Origin of the sequence: Homoserinimonas sp. OAct 916 (genome assembly GCF_003260275.1) — a bacterium.
GTDB lineage: Bacteria > Actinomycetota > Actinomycetes > Actinomycetales > Microbacteriaceae > OACT-916.
Map to the genome: position 1 here is coordinate 489,566 of NZ_QJHB01000001.1, position 19,907 is coordinate 509,472.

Consider the following 19,907-nt stretch of genomic DNA (forward strand, 5'->3'; position numbering starts at 1 on the left):
ATTGCTCCACGTTAATCCCGCTGACTGAACGCCGCGTCGAAGGACGCGGTCGGCTGCGGCCACAGCAAGGATCGAACGTACGCCAGCGCCTCCTTCGCCCCGTGCAGGCGATCCATCCCGGCATCTTCCCATTCGACGGAAATCGGGCCATCGTAACCGATCGCAGTGAGCGCCCGGAACGCGTCCTCCCATGGCACGTCGCCGTGGCCGGTCGAGACGAAGTCCCAGCCGCGCCTCGGGTCGCCCCACGGCAGATGGGACCCCAGGATGCCCGCTCGACCGGTGTTCGGCCTCAGGCGCGTGTCCTTGCAATCGACGTGGTAGATACGGTCGGCAAAATCTGTGATGAAGCCCACCGTGTCGATACCCTGCCACGCCATGTGACTCGGGTCCCAATTCAGCCCGAAAGCGGAACGATGACCGATGGCCTCCAACGTGCGCACCGTCGTCCAGTGGTCATAAGCAATCTCTGACGGGTGCACCTCGAGCGCGAACCGTACTCCCTCTTCGTCGAAGACATCCATGATGGGGTTCCAGCGGTCGGCGAAGTCCTGGTACCCGGCCTCGATCACCGACGCATCCACCGGCGGGAACATCGCCACGTACGGCCAGATACTGGAACCGGTGAAGCCGACGACGGTATCGACCCCCAGCCGGCGGGCGACCCGGGCTGTGAGCTTCATCTCCTCTGCGGCCCGGCCACGCACGCCTTCCGGGTCTCCATCGCCCCAGACCCGGGAACCCACAATCGCTTGATGCCTGAAGTCAATCGGATCGTCGCAGACGGCTTGGCCCTTGAGATGGTTGGAGATTGCCCAGACCTGAAGGCCGTGGCGGTCGAGCGTATCAAGCTTCGATTGAAGGTACTCGTCGTCCTCGGCTGCCCGCCAGACGTCGAGGTGATCACCGGAGCACGCGATCTCCAGCCCGTCATAGCCCCACCCGCTGGCCAGCCGGGCAACCTCGTCCAGCGGCAGGTCCGCCCACTGCCCAGTGAATAAGGTCACCGGACGGGTGGAGGAAGCCGTGGTTTCTGGAACCGTCATTTCAGCCATACCTTTCAGCCTGCAACCGAGTGAGATATTCCAGACTGCGCCTGGCAAGATCGTCGGGGCTGGCCGCCAAAGGCCTCCAGATGGATGCCGCGACGGCGATTGTCTCGTTTTCTGCGGTGAAACTCTCAAGATTGAGTGGGCCCGAATATCCGATGCCATCGAGCGCGTCGAGAAATCCGGGCCAGTCGATATGATCGTCGCCCACTGCCCCACGGTCGTTGCCACACACCTGGACGTGGGCCACATGTTCACCGCCCAGAACAATCGCGTCGGTGATGCTCTTCTCCTCGATGTTCAAGTGGTAACTGTCGAGGGCGAGCCCGAGGCCGGGGCCGAAAAGTGGGGCGAGGGCATCGAGCGCTTGCTCCACCGTGTTCATCAGGCTGGTCTCGTAACGGTTCAGCGGCTCAATGGCCAACCTCACTCCGACCGATTCGGCATGCCTGGTCACAGGCGTGAGCGAGTCGACCAATTGGGCATATGTCGCCCGGCGCTCGACCTCGGTCATCCGCCAGCAGCGCCCTGTTGCCGCATAGAACGGTCCCGCCACGATTCGGGCACCGAGCGCCGCGGCGATATCGACGCACTCGGTCAGATAGGTCTGCGTGGCTGAGATCTCCGGGTCTGACGCCTCCACCAGGTTGCGCCCTGCAGACATTGCACCGACGACGAATGGCTCAAGACCGAGCTCGCCGAGCAGATCACGGGCACGTGGAACACTCCAGGCGCCGGGATTCTCCACGGGGAGCTCGACGGCCGTGAACCCCATGCCCGCCACCCTGCGCACGGCTGTTTCGAGGCTGTCATCATCGAGCTCCGCGGCCCACACCCATGTGTTGACACCGAGTTTTCGTTTCACGTCGCTCCTAGAACCTCAAATTTGCCCCTTGATCAGACAATATGCCACAGCGGCGGTTGGGCTGCTCGGTTCGAGCGGCCCAACCGCCTCAATCACTGCTGCACTGCCTGCCAATCGGCTAGGGGATCATCCGCTTCTCCCAGACCTCGGGGTAGCCGGGCAGGTTCTCGCCGCCGAACTTGGCGTAGTGACCGTCAGGCATCCCGGAGTTGCGAGCGAGGTAGTCGTCGAGTTCATCCACCGTGATGGGGCTCTGCGGGAGCACCCATTCCTTCGGAATCTGCTCACCGGCGAAGATCTTCTGCGCGGCAAGCAGCGGCGTGCGCCACTGGAAGTTGGAGTACACCGGGGCGAGCCCGGTGAGGCCTGTGTCCTTCCACTTGCGCAAGAAGCTCATCTCGTCCTCACCTGTCATCACTGGATACGGCTTGCCGGCGTCTTCGAACGCCTCGATGGCGGCGACGGCGCCGTCGCCGGCGTCCATCCAGACACCCTGCACGTCGCCCTTGGCCAACTCGTCCGAGATGATCTTCTTGATCTCGGCCGGGTCCGCGCCGGTGAAGTAGTCGGTCGCGTCGATTCCGGCTTCCTGGAACAGCTTGTCGGCCGCGGCCCAGCGCTGCTCCAGAACGTCAACCCCAGGCAGGATGCGCAACGCGACGACCTTGTCTCCAGCCTTCAGATTGTCGATCAGGTACTCGGCGGTATCGATCCCCCACGCGAATCCACCGATGGGGTGAATGAACGTGACCGGGCAGTCGGTCTGCACGCCGCGGTCGAACACGACCACGGGCTTGTCGGTGGCGCAGGCGCGTTCGACGGCCGGGGTCATTGCCGCGGTGCTGTTCGGCGAGATCAAGAAGATGTCGCAGTCGCCCTCGTTGATGAAGTAGTCGATGTCGGCGATCTGGGTGTCATCGCTGTCCTGCGCGTCGCGGGTCTCCATCGAACTGATGGCTCCGGAATCCTGCAGCACCTTCAGTTGCTGGTTCATCGTGATCCAGCCGGTCTGGCGCCACGGGTTCGAGATCGAGGCGTTGGCGAAGCAGGCCTTCTTGGCACCGTCCGCCTTGTACGCGGCGGTGTCGATCATCTCGGCGTTGATGTGCTGAAGGTACGGCTGGTCGGCCGGTCCTTCCGGCGTGACGCCCCGTTCGTCGTACTGCTTCTGGTAGAGCGCGGCATCGAACCATTCGTTCGACGATGCCTCGGGACCTTGCGACTCCGCTGGCGTGGTCGCTGCGTCGCTCGGTGGTGTCACTGCGGGGTCGGTCGTACAGCCGGCCAGACCGACGAGCGCCGCAGCGCTCACCATGGCCGCGAATACGAGCATCTTCTTGCGTTGCATCACTGAACCTCCTTTTGTGTTGAGTGGTTGCCCTCGTTAGGGCGGGATTGTGGTGCTGAATGAGCCGGTTCCGCGAATGGTTCCGGCTCCTTCCCCGAGATGGGTGAAGTCACGGATGGAGATTTACGCCGACCTCGGAAGACTGCCGCGGAGTACGCGACCGCGGCGATGATGATGACGCCCTGGATCCCGTCACGCCAGGTGGAGGCGACGCCGGCGAAGTTGAGCAGAGTGAACAGAGCTTCCAACGCGAACGCACCGGCGGCCGCCGCCACCACCCAGCCGCGGCCACCGCCGAGCACGACTCCACCGAGCACTACCGCCGTGATGGCGATGAACTCGTACCCCTGGCCGACCTTCGGATGCACTCCGGCATAGCCAACCAGCAGAACGCCGGCGATCGTGGCTGACAAGGAGGAGAGGATGAACGTGCTGGTCTTCACCCACCACACGCGGATACCCGCGAACCGGGCTGTGGTCTCATTGTCGCCCACGGCGATGATCGACCGACCGAATGGAGTTTTGGTGAACCAGATCGCCGCCGCCAGCACAGCGGCGAGAACGAGCACCGCCCACGGAATGATGTCGAGAACCGGAACATTGCGGATGCCACCGCGCCCGATCTCACGGAACCCGTCGGCCGGGTTGCCGGTAGCCGCGCCGCCAGTCCAATACAACACCCCACCGAGCAGTGCAAGCATCATGCCCAGGGTGACGATGAAGCTCGGCACCCGCAGAAGGCTCGTGACCAGGCCATTCACGAGACCGACCAGAGCGCCGAAGACCAGCATTCCGATCAGCACCGGAATGCTTCGGCTGTCATCCTGCCCGATCAGGTTGCCGGCGATGACAACTTGCGCGGTCACCAGGGACCCCATCGACAGGTCGAATTCTCCGGCGACGATCACGAAATACTGGCCGATCGCGACAATGGCGATCGGTGCTACCCGTTGGATGAATCGTATGAACTGGCCCGGCTCGGCGAAGCTCGGGTTGAGTGCAGTGATCGCCAGCAGCAACACGATCAGCAGTAGGAAGACGGCTCCTCGCGGGCTGATCAACGTGAGCAGCGCGCGGCTGATCCGTTGGCTGCCGGAGAGTTGCGCATCAGCTTGTCGGCTCATGATCACGCTCCTTCTCCTGATCCATCGCCAGCTGGAGGTCTACGGACGGGTACATCGATGACTGCGAGTCCCGGCCGAAGCGGGGCCGGCGGGACTCGATGGCCCGGCCGGTGTAGACAGCGACAGCGGCGACGATGATCACGCCGCGCACCACGTCTTTGAGGAACGGGTTCAGCTGGATGACGCTCATCACGTTGTCCATCACAGCGAAGATCGCGACTCCGCCGATCGTGCCCCAGATCGATCCGCGACCGCCCAGAAGCAGCGTCCCACCGAGAACGACGGCGGCGATCGAGAGAAGGTCATAGCCGCCCTGGGTTCCCACAGTCGGGCTGCCCACACCGAGCCGGGATGCCAACAACAACCCGGCCATGGCCGCCATCACCGAACAGAGCATGTGCGCGACGACGGTGGGCCTGGAGGTGCGGATCCCAGAAAACCGGGACACCTGCTCGTTGCCGCCGACGGCGAACATGTGGTTCCCGGTGCGGGTCTTCGAAAGGAACAGTGCGACCAGCAGCGCGGCGGCGAGCATGATGATGGTGGAGACCGGCACCGGCCCCACGCCCGTGGCGCCGATCAACTGGAACTCCCACGGCATGCTTCCCGCTGTGCCCTTGTACTGGGTATCGAGGTATCCCTTGATGATCAGGCCGGCTCCGAGCGTGGCGATGAACCCGTTCACCCGCAGCTTCGTGACGGTCAGGCCGATCAGCAGTCCGATCCCGGCGGCCACCGTGAGGGTGACAAGCACAGCCGGAATAATGTTCGCCGGGTTCCCCGCCATGATGGTCGCTCCGAGGAGGCTCGACAGGCTCACCACATAGGGAACGGAGAGGTCGAGTGAAGCGCACAGGATGACCAGCGTCTGCCCGATCGCCACGAAACCGAGAACACTCATTCCCGTGAGGATGTCCCGGATATTGCCCGGGCTCAAGAAGTTTCGTCCCGCTGTATTCACGAGCACGGCTCCGACGATCATGACTGCCAGTAAGGCGATGTAGACGATCGCTGTGGTGCCGAACCGGCGCCTGGCCTTCGGGGCGAGAGCGCTCATGAGGTCTCACCTCCGATGGCCACCGGATCAGACGAGCCGACGAGCCGGGGGTCTGCTTGGTTCCCGGAAGCCCCCACGAGGGAATCGAGGTTGCCGGTGGCCGCGGCGAGAATGGTCTCCTCTGTGGTGCCAGCCGGGAGCTCAGCGGCGATGAGGCCGTCATTCATCACCAGGATCCGGTCAGACATTCCGATGACTTCGGGAAGTTCAGAAGAGATCATGAGGATGGCGACTGACTGCTTGGCGAGGTCACGCATGAGTTGGTAGACCGCGATCTTGGCGCCGACATCAATTCCCCTCGTTGGTTCATCGAGGAGTACCACCCGTGGGTTCGTCGCCAACCATTTCGCCAGAACCACTTTCTGCTGGTTGCCTCCGGAGAGGAATTGCACTTCCTGGCCGAGACCGCGCGAAGAGAGTTCGAGGGAAGAGAGGATGCCGGGGGCCCGCCGCCGGATTCCCTTCGTGCGGCGAGGGAACACGCCGCGGATGACCAGCAGCACGTTGTCGAGGACCGACTGGTTCAACGCGAGGCCCTGTGCCTTGCGGTCCTCTGTGATCATGGCTATTCCCGCTCGCACCGCCTGCCGCGGTTTGCGAATCCGCACCTGGGCTCCGTCGATCTCGATCCGGCCAGAGTCGAAAGTGCTGATACCGAAGAGCGCTTCAACCATCTCGGTGCGCCCGCTGCCCTGAAGGCCGGCCACCCCGACGATCTCACCCGCCCGCACCTCGAGGTTGATGTCGTTCACCCAGGCGTTCGCGCCGCCCTGCACCCTCAGGCGGCGGGAGCCACGCTCAGTGCCTTCCACCTTGCCCGGGAAATAGGTGGAGATCGACCGGCCGACCATGCGCCGCACCAACTCATCGGTGGTGAGTGCCGATGCCGACGAGCTCGAGACCAGCGCCCCGTCTTTGAGCACCGTGATCTGGTCACACAGGTCGAAGACCTCTCTGAGCCGGTGAGAGACATAGAGAATGGCGACGCCTCGCGCGGTGAGCTTCTCGATAATGGAGTACAGCAGCGAGACCTCGTGCTCGGCGAGCGCTGCGGTGGGCTCATCCATAGAGATCACACGCGCATTCAGCGACAGCGCCTTCACGATCTCCACGATCTGTTGTTCGGCCACGCTGAGTGACCCCACACGTGCTTTCGGATCGATGAAGTCGATACCCAACTCGCTGAGCAATTGCTTGGTCGATTCGGCCATCTTCGTGTTGTCGACGAAACCACGAGTGCGCAGCTCCCGACCGAGGTACACGTTCTGCGCGACGCTGCGGTCGGGCAGCAGGTTGAACTCCTGGAACACTGTGGCGAGGCCGTCGTGCATCGCCTGCGCGGGATGGCTGTATTCGACCTCTTTGCCGTTGAATACGACGGTGCCGGAGTCACGTTCGTATACACCGGCCAGGATCTTCATCAAGGTGGACTTGCCTGCCCCGTTCTCGCCGACCAATCCATGCACGCGCCCCGGATACAACGACAGGCTTGCCCCGGTCAGCACCGTCACCCCAAAGAAACTCTTCGACAGGTCGGTGGCCACGAGGATCGGCTGCACATCGTCGTTCACTGTCATGACAATGCAGCTTCCTGCGCTAGTGCAGCGACGGACACGTCTTCCCAGGTGCCGTCGATTGCCGAGCGCAGCACACCTTCGGTGATCTGCGCCTGTCGCAGCCCGTCGGCGAAGACCGGCAGGCCATCCGGAGCGTCGCCGGCGATGGCGACGTAGCTGTCGGCGACGAAGGCGTTGAAAGCGTCCTGGTAGCCGAGCGGATGCCCCGCGGGGAGGGGTGAAATGCGTGCAGCAGTCGCATCCAGTCGGTCGCCGTCACGCAGGAGTTGCATCGAGCCCGAGCGCTGGCCGATCCATAGGATTTCTGGTTGCTCCTGATCGAAGCGGATGCTCTGGCGGTCGCCAGCGATCTCCAACACCAATGCGTTCTTGCGCCCCGGCGCCACCTGGGAGATCAAGAGGGTACCGACCGCACCTCCGGCTGTCTTGACCACGACGGCCACGAGGTCTTCGGTGGCGATATTGCGATTCTGGCTGCGCTGGCTGAAAACGGTTCGCGTTGTGGCGTTGACCGTGGCGATCCGATCCCCGGTGACGAACTCGACCAGGTCGACCAGATGTGATCCGATATCGGCGAATGCTCGCGACGGGCCCCCCAGCGTCCGGTCAACGCGCCAGTTGTCATCGGTTGGTTCGAGAAGCCAGTCCTGCAGGTAGCTTCCGTGGATGCTGAGCAAGGTGCCCACTTCGCCCGAAGCCATGCGTGCCCGTGCTTCACGCACCATCGGATGATAGCGGTAGACGAATGGCACGGTTGCGGTCAGTCCAGCCAGGTCGGCGGCGTCGGTGAGCCGGCGTGCATCGGCGGCGGAGGTCGCGAGGGGCTTCTCGCAGATCACGTGCTTGCCACGCTCGATCGCCTTCAGCGCCAGGTGGGCGTGGGTGCTGTTTGGAGTGCAGATATGCACGACATCGATCGCGTCGTCGGCCAAAAGATCATCGGCGTTGGCATACCAGCGCTCGAATCCCAGTTGTTCGGCAGCACGGCGACTTGAATCCGCACTCGAAGATGCGCCGCCGTACAAGGTGGCGCCCGACGCTCGCGCGGCACGACTGTGGACCTCGGCCATGAAACCGCCTCCGAGGATGCCCGCCCGAAGTGCGGGTCGGGCGGAAGTGACGTGCGCTGTCATGGGTGAAAGTGTCCCACGACTTGAACGACTTATGTCGAGGGCCATGCAAAAGTTACCAGCTTGTGATCAAGTTACCGCTATTCGGGTTGTGGAAGTGTTGTGTGCTTTACTCGTTGCATGCAGGACATCAGTCGGGGATCCGCTTTAGGCACCTCCGGGGCGAGCGAGCTCTTCCAATTGCTCCGCGACGGCCAACCGCACACCCGCGCCGAACTTGCGAAGCTCACCGGGTTGGCCCGCTCGACCATCGCGCTCCGAGTCGACGAGTTGATGAGGCTCCGGCTGATCACCCCGGTCGATGACGCCGTTTCCACCGGCGGTCGGCCTTCGTCGCAGTTCGCGCTCAACCCGACTGCGCGCGTCGTCGTCGCTGCCGATTTTGGCGCATCACATGCGACGATCGCGATCACCGACCTCACCGGCGCCAACCTGATCAAGCACCGGGAACCACTGAACATCGGCGACGGGCCCGATGTCGTGCTCGGTTGGCTGGTCGAAACGACACATGACCTGCTGGCTCAGATCAATCGTGACGCGACCGAACTGGTCGCCATAGGAATGGGGTTGCCCGGCCCTGTGCAGCACGGGACGGGGCAGCCGATCAACCCGCCGATCATGCCGGGCTGGGATCGGTTCGATGTGCCCGGATGGGTGCAGCAGCACCTCGCCGTGCCCGTGCTCGTCGACAACGACGTGAACATCATGGCTCTCGGTGAGCGCGCCTTCGCGTGGCCAGACACGGAACACCTGATCTTCGTCAAAGTGGCCACAGGGATCGGGTCCGGAGTGATCTCTGGCGCATTGCTGCAGCGAGGCGCCCAGGGAGTAGCCGGCGACATCGGTCACGTGCAGATTCCCCGCGGTGCCGGGATCCCCTGCCATTGCGGCAATCGTGGCTGTCTTGAGGCCCTGGCATCGGGCCCCGCGATCGCCCGGCAGTTGCGCGCGGAGGGAATCGACGCTCAAACCGGCCAGGACGTCGTGGAGTTGGTGAAGCGTGGCAACGTCGATGCGATCCAGGCGGTGCGCCAGGCAGGGCGCGATATCGGTGAAGTTCTCACTGCCTGCGTGAGTCTGATCAACCCGTCGGTGATCGCGATCGGAGGCGGGATGGCCCAGGCCGGTGAGCACCTGATCGCGGGGGTGCGCGAGGTGGTCTATTCCCGCGCCATGCCGCTGGCCACCGAGCACCTGGCAATCGTGCAGTCCGCGGCAGCGGAGAACGCAGGGGTGATCGGTGCCAGCATGCTGGCCATCCACCACGCCCTTTCACCGGAGAGTATCGCCTCCATGGCGAGTGCGTGAACGGTCACCGCGGGAAGTATAGACAATAGAGGAATGACAGTTTTGCCCGCAACGAGCACGGTGACGAGGCATCCGCACCTCTTGCGGGCCGTCGCCGACTCGTCGGATCGGGTGGCGTGGCTACAGGCCAGGAGCAGGGGCATCACAGCCACGGACGTGGCTCGCCTCAGTTCGGCCAGGGCGATGCAGTCGGTGGCCGACGACAAACTGTACGGCTCCTCCTTTCGCGGCAACGCATACACCGACCACGGCACCGCGCGCGAACCGGTGATCGCGGAATGGGTGCGGCGCGAACACGGGATCCTGCCGAGCGAGACACTGTTCCACGCGGAACGGGAGAAGCGTCACCTCGCCACCCCCGATGGGCTGCAGGTCGCCGCCGACGGCAGCTTGGTGCTGTCAGAGATCAAGACCACGAGCAAGCCGTGGCGTTCGATCCCCCGCGGCTATCTCCGCCAGGTGTGGTGGCAGCAGTACGTGCTGGGCGCCGAACGCACCCTGGTCGTCTGGGAGGAGCACCGCGACTTCGTACCGGTCGGCGCCGAGCCGCGCTACCGCTGGGTCGATCGCGATGACAATGAGATCCACCAGTTGCTCGGGCGAGCCAATCAGCTCATCAATCTGCTCGCGCAGCTCACCGCCCGCTGATTGCGCACTTCGCATCCTCTTCGCTCTCGCCACTTCCGCTTCGAGTCCCTTCTCCCTCTTTGAGAGGCCTCAGCGGCTTGTGCCGCCGCACGCTGGCGGCAAACCGGAGGCAGCGCTGGCCGATTGGGTGACGGCCGATGAACAGCGCGGCCCTGGTCACCGGCGCTCCCCAAGCACCAGCGGCCTATCGTAAACTGGTTGACAAGAGTCAACTAGATCCCTATAGTTGATCAAGTTCAACCATGTGGCGATCGTGCGCTCTGCATGTGCCGGATCCCATCCGCCGCCACCACTGACTTCTGGAGTCTCATTAGATGACCGCATCACCCATTCCATCGACCGACGCGGCCCCCCTCGACGTCACCGCCGCCGCCGCCGCCGCTGCCGCCGAAGGATCCGCCCCGAAGATGTCCAAACGCCAGGTTCTCGAGGCGCTCTCAGGCTTGCTGCTCGGCATGTTCGTGTCGATCCTCGCCGGTACCGTCGTCTCCACATCGATGCCCCGCATCATCGGCGACCTCGGCGGCAACCAGGCAGCCTTCACCTGGGTGGTCACCTCCACCCTGCTCGCCACCGCCGTGAGCACGCCGCTCTGGGGCAAGTTCGCCGACCTGTTCAGCCGCAAACTTCTCATTCAACTCTCACTGGGCATCTTCGTGCTCGGTTCGGCCCTGGCCGGTTTCTCTCAGGACACCAACACACTCATCATCTTCCGGGTGCTGCAGGGGCTGGGTGCCGGCGGCCTCGCGGCACTGAGTCAGATCATCATGGCCGACATCATCAGCCCCCGGGAGCGCGGCCGCTACATGGGTCTGTTCGGTGCCGTCATGGCGCTCGGCACCATTGGCGGCCCATTGGTCGGCGGCCTCATTACCGACTCGATCGGCTGGCGGTGGAACTTCTTCGTGGCCGTTCCGTTTGCGATTGTGGCAATCGTGCTGCTCCAGAAGACGCTGCACCTGCCCAAGCTGCCCGCAGGCAAAGTGGTGATCGACTACTTCGGCGCTATCCTGTTGGCCGGCGGTGTCTCCTTGGCACTGATCTGGGTCACCATGGCGGGCACCCAGTTCGAATGGCTGTCCGCAACTTCGTGGATCATGATCGGATCCGCCGTCGCCCTGCTGGTCGCCTTTGTAATCGTGGAACTGAATGTGAAGAACCCGATCATTCCGCTGTCGCTGTTCACGAACCGCACGTTCACCCTCGCGGTGATCGCCAGCATCTCTGTCGGCGTGGCCATGTTCGGCACCAGCGTGTTCCTCAGCCAGTACATGCAATTGGCCCGCGGGGCCACCCCCACGGAATCCGGCCTGCTCACGTTGCCGATGATCGGGGGCATGCTGATCGCTTCAACGGTCATCGGGCAACTGGTGAGCAGATACGGCAAGTGGAAGGGCTGGCTCGTGACCGGCTCGCTGCTGATGATCGCTGGCATGTACCTGATGGGCACCCTCGAGTACGACACCAACTATGTGCTCGTCTCCCTTTACATGTTCCTGCTGGGTGCCGGGGTCGGAATGCTGATGCAGAACCTCGTGCTGATCGTGCAGAACACTATCGCCCCGAAACTGCTCGGCGTCGCCACCTCATCGGTCACCTTCTTCCGTTCGCTCGGCGGCACTGTCGGCGTCTCCGTGATGGGCGCTGTTCTCGGCACCTCGGTCGCGAGCATGATGCTCCAGCGCTCCGCAGAGCTCAAGGCCGCCCTCGTCGCTCTCGGCAAGCCGGGCAAGGCGATCGGCCAGGCGCTGGCGAACGGCACATTGCCCAACGTGCACGAGTTGCCAGCCAGTGTGCGTGTGATCGTCGAGTCGATATACGGGCAAGCCGTCGGCGGCATCTTCCAGGTGGCCGCACCATTGGCGATCGTCACATTGATCGCCGTGATCTTTCTGCCCAACAAACCGCTCAGCACCAAGACCGCGGTCGAGAAACTCGCCGAGCAGGCTGCTCAGGTATCGACAACCACGGCTGAAGTCGCCGGTGTGGTCAGTAGCGGTAGTGCCGTGACGCCCGACGAATCAGAGTTTCAGGAGCGCGACGACCTCGAGCCGATGGCGGCGGGGCCGGCCCAACGAGAATCCCGGTGAGGCGACCATGAGCGGTGTGACTCGCAGTGAACCTGGCCTCCACGACGCCAAGGCGGTCGCCAGCCGCGATGACGATCTTGACCCGACGATTCGGGTGGAGGCCCAACTGGGCATCCTGATCTCACGTGTGCGCTCACAGCTTCGGGAGCGGGCCGCATTCGTTCACCCAGACCTGCAACCGGCCGGATACCTGATTCTTGCGGCCCTCGTTCGGCGCGGGCCGTCACTCGGTAGAGACCTGGTTGACGAGTTGGGGATGGACAAGAGCTCGGTGAGCCGCCAAGTCACCATGCTGGAGTCACTCCGACTGGTCGAGCGAACCGCCGACCCCGCCGACGGCCGCGCGTACTTCCTGGTGGCGAGCACGACCGCGCACAAGGCCATCGCCCGCGTCCGCACCCACCACCAACTGGCGCTCTATGAACGCCTGCGCGGCTGGCCAGCCGGCGACGCCGAGAAGCTCGCCGACCTGCTCACGCAGCTCAACAACATCCAGCCGTAAAGCGCGCGGCGGGCACGGTGAACCCAACGCGGTACACCCCACGCGGGCGTGAGGTGTGCTGTACGACACATGGCCCGGTGAGCACAGACACGGCAGAATGGGTGGCGGAGGCCACTCATGAATCAAACGTTCCAGACGCCAGCACTGCCCACCACCATGCGCGCCATGGTGATCGATCACACAGGAGAGGCCGACGTCTTTCGAGAGGACGCAGAGTTCCCTGCCCCTCCGCGGGTGAGTGACGAGTTCTTGATCCGCGTGCACGCTTCGGCGGTCAATCCCATCGATTCCAAGACCCGGGCGGGCGGCGGTGTCTCGGGGGCGATCCCCACGTTCCCCTGGATTCTCGGCAACGACTTCAGCGGCACTGTCGTCGCCTCCCCTTACGAGCACCACCCGATCAAGCCCGGCGACGAGGTCTATGGTATGGCTCGGGTTCCGCGCGGCTACGGGACCTACGCAGAATATGCGAGCATCCAGATGATGAGCGTTTCCCGCAAGCCGACAAGCCTCGACCACACGCAGGCGGCCGGAGTGCCGTTGGCCGCTCTCACCGCCTGGGGCGCCGTGATGGATGTCGGTGGCGCACGCGCCGGGCAGCGCATTCTCATTCATGCAGGCGCCGGCGGTGTCGGACACTTCGCGGTGCAGTTCGCGGCCCACGCGGGAGCGCACGTCATCACGACGGGCTCTACCCGCAACCAGGAGTTTCTGGCCGGTCTCGGCGCACACGAGGTGATCGACTACACCACCGAGCGTTTCGAAGAGGTCATCGAACCGGTCGACACGGTGATCGACCTGATCGGAAATGTGGCAGATGACACCGGCACCCGCTCGCTGAAAGCGATGAAGCCTGGTGGCCTTTTGGTGAACGTGCCAAGTTTCAGTTGGCCGAACTTCCTGGCCGACGCGGCCGCGGCCGGCATGCGCGCCACCAGCTACAAGGTGGCCCCAGACGCGCGGGTACTCGATGCGATCACCGCGCTCATCGACCAGGGCACGATTCGGGTGCACATCGACCGGGTCCTCCCTCTGGCTGAGGTCGCTGAGGCACACCGGCTGCTCGAACACGGTCACACTCGCGGCAAGATCGTTCTCGCGGTCAGCTGACGCAGCCCCTCACGTCGTCGTCGGACGATACGTGATGGGTCGAACGATGCAGACGCGCGCACATCGCTCGGTCTTGTCTCCATCGCTCGGCCACCTGCGCGTCGCTCGGCGCCGCAGCCTCGTTCGGGCGCGGCAGCCTCATTCGGGCACGAAGAAGGGCCCCGCCGAAGCGAGGCCCTTCCGGTGATACTGACGCGTGATGATCACGCACTGACCACGGTTACGCGAGCACCTGCACGTCGAGCGGGATGCCGGGGCCGAACGTGGTCGACACTGCGCCCTTCAGAACGTAGCGGCCCTTCGAGGAGCTCGGCTTGAGCCGCACGATCTCGTCCAGCGCCGCGGTGATGTTCTCCGACAGCTGGTCGGCGGTGAACGACGCCTTGCCCACGACGAAGTGCACGTTGGAGTGCTTGTCAACGCGGAACTCGATCTTTCCGCCCTTGATGTCAGACACGGCCTTGGCCACGTCGGTGGTGACGGTTCCGGTCTTCGGGTTGGGCATCAGGCCACGTGGGCCAAGCACCTTACCGAGACGACCGACCTTGCCCATGAGCTCGGGAGACGAGACCGCTGAGTCGAACGCGACCCAGCCGCCGGCAACCTTCTCGATCAACTCGTCGCCTCCCACCTCGTCGGCGCCGGCTTCGATGGCCGCCTCAGCGGCCGCACCGGTTGCGAACACGATGACGCGAGCGGTCTTACCGGTACCGTGGGGCAGAATGACGGTGCCGCGCACCATCTGGTCTGCCTTACGCGGGTCGACACCCAGCTTGAGGGCGACATCGACACTGGAGTCGTAATTCGCCGAACCGGTCTCACGCGCGAGCGTGACGGCCTCGGTCGGGTTGTAGAACTTGCCTTCTTCGATCTTGGCCGCTGCGGCGCGGTACGCCTTGGATTTCTTTGCCATGTGAATCTCCTGATTCGAGAATGTGGTTTCGAGCCTGGCCGGCTCTCCCACGAAAGTTGAAAAGGGGGGAACGCGTTACGCGTCGACCGTGACGCCCATGGAGCGGGCGGTACCGGCGATGATCTTGGCGGCAGCCTCGACATCGTTGGCGTTGAGGTCGGCCATCTTGATCTCAGCGATCTCGCGTACCTGCTCGCGCGTGAGCTTGGCCACCTTGACGGTGTGCGGCGTGCCGCTGCCCTTGGCGACTCCGGCGGCCTTCTTGATCAGCTCGGATGCCGGCGGGGTCTTCAGGATGAACGTGAACGAGCGGTCCTCGTACACAGTGATCTCGACGGGAACGACGTTGCCACGCTGCGCCTCGGTGGCCGCGTTGTACGCCTTGCAGAACTCCATGATGTTCACGCCGTGCTGACCGAGTGCCGGGCCGATGGGCGGGGCCGGGTTTGCTGCGCCGGCGTTGATCTGAAGTTTGATCAGACCGGTTACCTTCTTCTTCGGTGCCATGTTCTTCTCTCTTTCTTGATTCGAGCCGATCGGGTTTCCCCGGCCTGGCTCTCCCGCGCAGCCGGCATTTCCGGGTCGCGGTGGTTTCAGGGGCGAAAGCTTCGCTTTTTCCCTAAAGCTTGGTGACCTGGTCGAAGCTGAGCTCCACCGGGGTCTCACGTTCGAACAGGGAGACCAGCACTATGAGCTTGCCGCTCTCGGGTTTGATCTCATTGATCGATCCGGGCAGACCCTCGAACGAACCTTCCTTGATCGTGATCGTCTCGCCGATCTCGAAGTCGATCTCGGCGGGAATGACGCGACTGGCAGCCTTGTCACCCTTGCCGCCGCCGACCTTCGCCGCCGGCACGCTCTGCACCTGCACCAGCGACTTGAGCATCGAGAACGCTTCCTCGAAACGCAACGGCGTGGGGTTGTGCGAGTTGCCGACGAAGCCGGTCACACCGGGGGTGTGCCGAACGACAGACCAGCTGTCTTCGTTCAGTTCCATCCGCACGAGCACGTAGCCCGGAATGCGCACGCGAGTGACCATCTTGCGCTGGCCGTTCTTGATCTCGACCACGTCTTCCATCGGAACCTCGACCTGGAAGATGTAGTCTTCCGCCTCAAGGCTGGTCTTGCGGTTCTCGATGTTCGCCTTGACCCGGCGTTCGAAGCCGGCGTAGGAGTGGATCACATACCAGTGTCCGGGCAGGCTGCGCAGTTCGGCACGGAACTCCTCGTACGGGTCAGCCTCTACCTCTTCTTCGGTGGTCTCCGCCGCAGCGGCGACCTCCGCGTCGATCGCGGGATCCTCGTTCATGCCGAGTTCCTCGTCGACGACCGGCTCGGCCTCAACCGTCGGGTCCATGGCGTCAAGGGCGGCTTCGAGACCAGCTTCAACTTCTTGGTCTGTGCGCACTTCATTCACGTTGTGCATCGCTTTCTCTTCTGCGGCCTGGTCACTTGCAATATCGTGCGCCTGGCTATCGCCGTCCTGAGCCTCTTCCACTTCGGAAGTCTGCTCGGCGGCGGTTGCCCAATCGGCATCGTCACGGTGTGGATCAGACACTAAAACTCTTTCCGTTTGTTGATCGACTCGGTCATCGGGCGCCGAACAGGTTCACTACGAACCAGGAGAACGCCAGGTCGAGGGTCCAGACGATTCCGATCATGATGATCACGAAGACCAGCACGACGCCGGTGTAGTTGATCAGCTCCTTGCGGGTGGGGGTGACCACCTTGCGCAGCTCACCCATCACCTCACGGAAGAAGCGCGCCATGGCACTGAACATCCCGTGCTTTTCTACACGTTTGCCCTGCGCACCCGCGGCGACCTCGTTACCGGGTTCGTCGACTTCATTCCGGGCCACCTGCACGCACCTTTCCCGCACTGGCCTTTCCAGTGCTGGCAATCGACTGATTCGTCGATCTCACTCATCCCTTGTGCGTGTCGACGCACTCAGGCCTTGCAGGGCGGACAGGACTCGAACCTGCAACCTGCGGTTTTGGAGACCGCTGCTCTACCAATTGAGCCACCGCCCTCAGCGGTTTGTGGCTGAAATCTTCGGCCAGCTCCGCCGAACCAATCCCCCGCATCGCTGTTCACACAGTAACTGCCAGAAATGGGCGCAAAAAAGCATGGCAGATTTCAACTACCTCGACAAGTGTAGGCGAGGAGGATGGTCCTGTAAAGTCGGCCCGGCCAAATGCCCGGGTGGCTGGATCTGGCCAGCTCCGTTTGTTCACTCTATGCTCATAAGCGTGGCACACAATAGAATTTCCCAGAGAATCTCATCCATTGCCGAGTCAGCGACGCTCAAGGTGGACGGTAAGGCCAAGGCACTTCAGGCCCAGGGCCGCCCGGTGATCAGTTACGCAGCCGGCGAACCGAATTTCCCCACCCCCGGGCACATCGTCGAGGCGGCCGCCGAGGCCGTCTGGGATCCGAAGAACCACCGCTACACGCCGGTGACCGGCCTGCCCGAGCTGAGGGAGGCCGTGGCCGCGAAAACCCTCAGGGACAGCGGGCTCGAGGTCGCCCCATCCCAGGTGATGATCACCAACGGGGGCAAACAGGCCATCTTCCAGTCGTTTGCAACGCTGCTCGATCCGGGCGACGAAGTGATTGTGCCGACGCCGTACTGGACCACTTATCCCGAGGCGATCCGCCTGGCTGGCGGAACTCCGGTCGACGTGTTCGCCGGCGCCGACCAGAACTATCTGGTCACCCTCGAGCAGTTGGAGGCCGCACGTACCGAGCGCACCAAGGCGTTGCTCTTCGTCTCACCGTCCAACCCGACCGGTTCGGTCTACACCCCCGAGCAGACGGCGGCGATCGGCGAGTGGGCGCACGAACACGGCCTGTGGGTGATCGCAGACGAGATCTACCAGAACCTCACCTACGCCCCGTTGGGCGGTCCCGCCGACGCGGCGCCGGTGCGGGCCATCTCGATCGCCGAGGCGTATCCGCCGCTCGCCGACAAACTCATTCTCGCCAACGGGGTGGCGAAGACCTATGCCATGACCGGGTGGCGCCTGGGCTGGATGGTCGGACCCGCCGATGCCATCAAGGCGGCCTCCAATCTGCAGTCACACATGACCGGGAACGTGAACAACATTGCGCAGCGTGCGGCGATCGCGGCGCTCAACGGCCCGCAGGACGTGGTCGAAACGATGCGCCAGGCGTTCGACCGGCGGCGGCGCACCATGGTCTCCGAGTTGTCGAAGATTTCGGGGATGCGGGTGCCCTCACCCGAGGGTGCGTTCTACGTGTACACCGATGTGAGCGGCCTTCTGAACCGGGAGTGGGCTGGTGTCACCCCGACGACGTCGCTGGAGCTGGCCGATCTACTGCTGGAAAAGGTCGAAGTTGCCGCTGTGCCGGGTGAGGCGTTTGGTCCCAGCGGCTACCTGCGCTTTTCCTACGCGCTCGGAGACGACCAACTTCTGGAAGGCGTGCAGCGCCTGCAGCAGTTCTTCGCCTGATTCACGCGGTGGGGCCTGAAGCACGAATCAGGTCGGCGGCCTTCTCCCCGATGACCACGGCGGGCGCGTGGGTGTGGCCGCGGATGATCGTCGGCATGATGGAGGCGTCGGCGACGCGAAGCCGCTGAACGCCGCGTACCCTCAACTGCGGATCAACGACGGCGTCGGCATCCGAGCCCATCCGGCAGGTGCCGACCGGGTGGTACATGGTGTGCGCGTAGTCGTCGATCGCCGCTGAGTAGCGTTCATCGGGGCTCATCGACGCACCACCGTCGGGGGCGATGTAGTCACCGACGATGCCGCGAAAGGCGTCAGTGTGCAGGATTCTGTCGGCGAGCGCCAGCCCTGCCATCATCGCCCGGCGATCGGCGCCGTCTGGGTCGCTGAGGTAACGCGGGTCGATCAGTGGATGCCTCAGCGGGTCGTTCGACGCGAGCGTGATTCTTCCGCTGCTGGAGGGCTGTTCGAGCAACACCCCCAGGGTGATGCCGTGTCGCGGCGGCGGAACCAGCCCTTCACCGACGAAGGCGACCGGCGCGAACAACAGTTCGAGGTCGGGCAGCGGCAGATCGTGACGGCTGCGCACAAAACCGTAGGCCTCGCCCACGTTCGAGGTGAGCATTCCGCGCTTCCGCACAAGGTAGTCGGCGAGCTGAGCAGGTCTCTCGGCGTCGAACAGGGTGTCGCCGGGCACTTCGACGATCAGCCCGGTGACCAGGTGGTCGCGCAGGTTCTCGCCCACCTCGGCACGGTCGGCGACCACCGGGATGCGGTGTGTGGCAAGTTGGTCGGCGGGGCCGACCCCCGAGAGCAGCAGAAGTTGCGGCGTGTTCACCGCACCTGCCGCAAGGATGACCTCGCGCGTGGCCCGCGCTGTGCCGAATTGCAGTGTGCGGGACCGGCCGCCCTGAACGTAGTCGACGCCGACCGCCACCGGCCCTGCTCCGCCATCACGCGCGCCCGGGATGTCGTCCGGGTTCTCGAACACCACCCGGGTCGCCTGGGCGCCGGTGATCACCGTCAGGTTGCGGCGTCGTTCGATGGGTTCGAGATAGGCGTCGGCCGTGCTGAATCGGCCGCCCCTGCTCTGGTTGACCATGGTCTGGGTGAAGCCGTCTGGCTGCGCAGTGTTGGGTGCGACCGTTGGCAACCCCACCTCGGCAAGCGCCTGCTGAAAGCGTTGGGTGTGTGACCGGGGGCTGCGCTGGTGCTCAATCGTGAGCATGCCGTCCGTGCCCTGGTCGGGGTCAATGCTGTCTGCGATCTTCTCGACCCGCCGAAAGTATGGGAGAAGCTCCTGGTAACCCCAGTCGGGGCTCGCCAGCTGGGCCCACCGGTCGTAGTCGGCGGCGTACCCGCGAACCCACATCATGGCGTTCATCGACGAAGACCCACCGAGCATCTTGCCGCGGGGCCAGTAAATGGTGCGGTCATTCAGCCCCGGCTGCGGCACTGTGTCATAGGACCAATCCACCGTGGATCGGAAGAGCTTCGAGAACGCCGCGGGAATGTGCACCTCCAAGCGGGAATCGCTCTCACCCGCCTCGAGCAGGATGACCGACACCGAAGGGTCGGCGCTCAGTCTGTTCGCGAGGACGGCACCGCTTGAGCCGCCCCCCACGATGATGTAATCCGCGCGCATCCGCTCAACCATTCCAGTCCGCCGACTTCCGGCCACCGTGGCCTCTTCTCCCGACCCCGCGCAGCTCCAA

Annotated in this window: 18 protein-coding genes and 1 tRNA gene; 6 read left to right on the forward strand and 13 right to left on the reverse strand. The window is 64.0% G+C overall.

Annotation, left to right across the window (positions count from 1 at the left end):
• Positions 1-11 precede the first annotated feature (11 nt).
• From DL891_RS02055 to DL891_RS02085, 7 genes are all read right to left on the reverse strand, one after another.
• The gene (locus DL891_RS02055) at positions 12-1,046 is read right to left on the reverse strand and encodes a sugar phosphate isomerase/epimerase (RefSeq protein ID WP_198668734.1); all 1,035 of its coding nucleotides are present in this window, start codon (positions 1,044-1,046) and stop codon (positions 12-14) included.
• A 1-nt stretch (position 1,047) separates the two neighbouring features.
• Complete coding sequence (locus tag DL891_RS02060; protein ID WP_111718720.1) at positions 1,048-1,914, reverse strand: sugar phosphate isomerase/epimerase; 867 nt, start codon at positions 1,912-1,914, stop codon at positions 1,048-1,050.
• Between the two features lie 118 nt (positions 1,915-2,032).
• Positions 2,033-3,262: a substrate-binding domain-containing protein gene (locus DL891_RS02065; protein WP_232818962.1), complete on the reverse strand. Its 1,230-nt coding sequence runs from the start codon at positions 3,260-3,262 to the stop codon at positions 2,033-2,035.
• Complete coding sequence (locus tag DL891_RS02070; protein WP_111718721.1) at positions 3,262-4,386, reverse strand: ABC transporter permease; 1,125 nt, start codon at positions 4,384-4,386, stop codon at positions 3,262-3,264. The genes DL891_RS02065 and DL891_RS02070 overlap by 1 nt, the downstream gene beginning before the upstream one ends.
• The gene (locus tag DL891_RS02075) at positions 4,370-5,443 is read right to left on the reverse strand and encodes an ABC transporter permease (protein WP_111718722.1); all 1,074 of its coding nucleotides are present in this window, start codon (positions 5,441-5,443) and stop codon (positions 4,370-4,372) included. Before DL891_RS02075 ends, DL891_RS02070 begins: the two co-directional genes overlap by 17 nt.
• On the reverse strand, positions 5,440-7,020 hold the full coding sequence (locus DL891_RS02080; RefSeq protein ID WP_111718723.1) for a sugar ABC transporter ATP-binding protein: 1,581 nt from the start codon (positions 7,018-7,020) through the stop codon (positions 5,440-5,442). Before DL891_RS02080 ends, DL891_RS02075 begins: the two co-directional genes overlap by 4 nt.
• Positions 7,017-8,153 (reverse strand): Gfo/Idh/MocA family protein, encoded by a 1,137-nt coding sequence (locus DL891_RS02085; RefSeq protein WP_111718724.1) that lies wholly within the window; start codon positions 8,151-8,153, stop codon positions 7,017-7,019. The genes DL891_RS02080 and DL891_RS02085 overlap by 4 nt, the downstream gene beginning before the upstream one ends.
• Before the next feature lie 117 nt (positions 8,154-8,270).
• Here DL891_RS02085 and DL891_RS02090 point away from each other — a divergent pair, with 117 nt between their 5' ends.
• The 5 genes from DL891_RS02090 (at position 8,271) to DL891_RS02110 (ending at position 13,808) form a co-directional block, all read left to right on the forward strand.
• Positions 8,271-9,458, forward strand: a complete 1,188-nt coding sequence (locus DL891_RS02090) for an ROK family transcriptional regulator (RefSeq protein ID WP_111718725.1) — start codon at positions 8,271-8,273, stop codon at positions 9,456-9,458.
• Between the two features lie 33 nt (positions 9,459-9,491).
• A complete protein-coding gene (locus DL891_RS02095) occupies positions 9,492-10,106 on the forward strand; it encodes a YqaJ viral recombinase family protein (RefSeq protein ID WP_111718726.1) in 615 nt (204 codons plus the stop codon).
• Positions 10,107-10,513: 407 nt separating this feature from the next.
• Positions 10,514-12,196 carry an MDR family MFS transporter gene (locus DL891_RS02100; RefSeq protein WP_111718836.1) on the forward strand — a complete coding sequence of 561 codons (1,683 nt, stop codon included), beginning with the start codon at positions 10,514-10,516 and terminating at the stop codon, positions 12,194-12,196.
• A 7-nt stretch (positions 12,197-12,203) separates the two neighbouring features.
• On the forward strand, positions 12,204-12,698 hold the full coding sequence (locus tag DL891_RS02105) for a MarR family winged helix-turn-helix transcriptional regulator (RefSeq protein WP_111718727.1): 495 nt from the start codon (positions 12,204-12,206) through the stop codon (positions 12,696-12,698).
• A gap of 117 nt (positions 12,699-12,815) precedes the next feature.
• Positions 12,816-13,808: an NADP-dependent oxidoreductase gene (locus DL891_RS02110; protein WP_232818963.1), complete on the forward strand. Its 993-nt coding sequence runs from the start codon at positions 12,816-12,818 to the stop codon at positions 13,806-13,808.
• 220 nt (positions 13,809-14,028) lie between these two features.
• Here DL891_RS02110 and rplA read toward each other — a convergent pair whose 3' ends face one another.
• From rplA to DL891_RS02135, 5 genes are all read right to left on the reverse strand, one after another.
• The gene (gene rplA, locus DL891_RS02115) at positions 14,029-14,721 is read right to left on the reverse strand and encodes a 50S ribosomal protein L1 (RefSeq protein ID WP_111718728.1); all 693 of its coding nucleotides are present in this window, start codon (positions 14,719-14,721) and stop codon (positions 14,029-14,031) included.
• Positions 14,722-14,796: 75 nt separating this feature from the next.
• Positions 14,797-15,228, reverse strand: coding sequence for a 50S ribosomal protein L11 (gene rplK / locus DL891_RS02120; protein WP_111718729.1), 432 nt, complete (start codon positions 15,226-15,228; stop codon positions 14,797-14,799).
• A gap of 112 nt (positions 15,229-15,340) precedes the next feature.
• Complete coding sequence (gene nusG / locus DL891_RS02125) at positions 15,341-16,279, reverse strand: transcription termination/antitermination protein NusG (protein WP_111718730.1); 939 nt, start codon at positions 16,277-16,279, stop codon at positions 15,341-15,343.
• Positions 16,280-16,310: 31 nt separating this feature from the next.
• A complete protein-coding gene (gene secE / locus DL891_RS02130) occupies positions 16,311-16,580 on the reverse strand; it encodes a preprotein translocase subunit SecE (RefSeq protein ID WP_111718838.1) in 270 nt (89 codons plus the stop codon).
• 99 nt (positions 16,581-16,679) lie between these two features.
• Positions 16,680-16,752: transfer RNA gene (locus DL891_RS02135), tRNA-Trp, on the reverse strand.
• 219 nt (positions 16,753-16,971) lie between these two features.
• On the opposite strand from DL891_RS02135, the gene DL891_RS02140 reads away from it, so the two are divergent.
• Complete coding sequence (locus DL891_RS02140; protein WP_157962356.1) at positions 16,972-18,195, forward strand: pyridoxal phosphate-dependent aminotransferase; 1,224 nt, start codon at positions 16,972-16,974, stop codon at positions 18,193-18,195.
• A gap of 1 nt (position 18,196) precedes the next feature.
• On the opposite strand, the gene DL891_RS02145 is transcribed toward DL891_RS02140, so the two are convergent.
• Positions 18,197-19,837 carry a GMC family oxidoreductase gene (locus DL891_RS02145; RefSeq protein ID WP_198668727.1) on the reverse strand — a complete coding sequence of 547 codons (1,641 nt, stop codon included), beginning with the start codon at positions 19,835-19,837 and terminating at the stop codon, positions 18,197-18,199.
• Positions 19,838-19,907 lie beyond the last annotated feature (70 nt).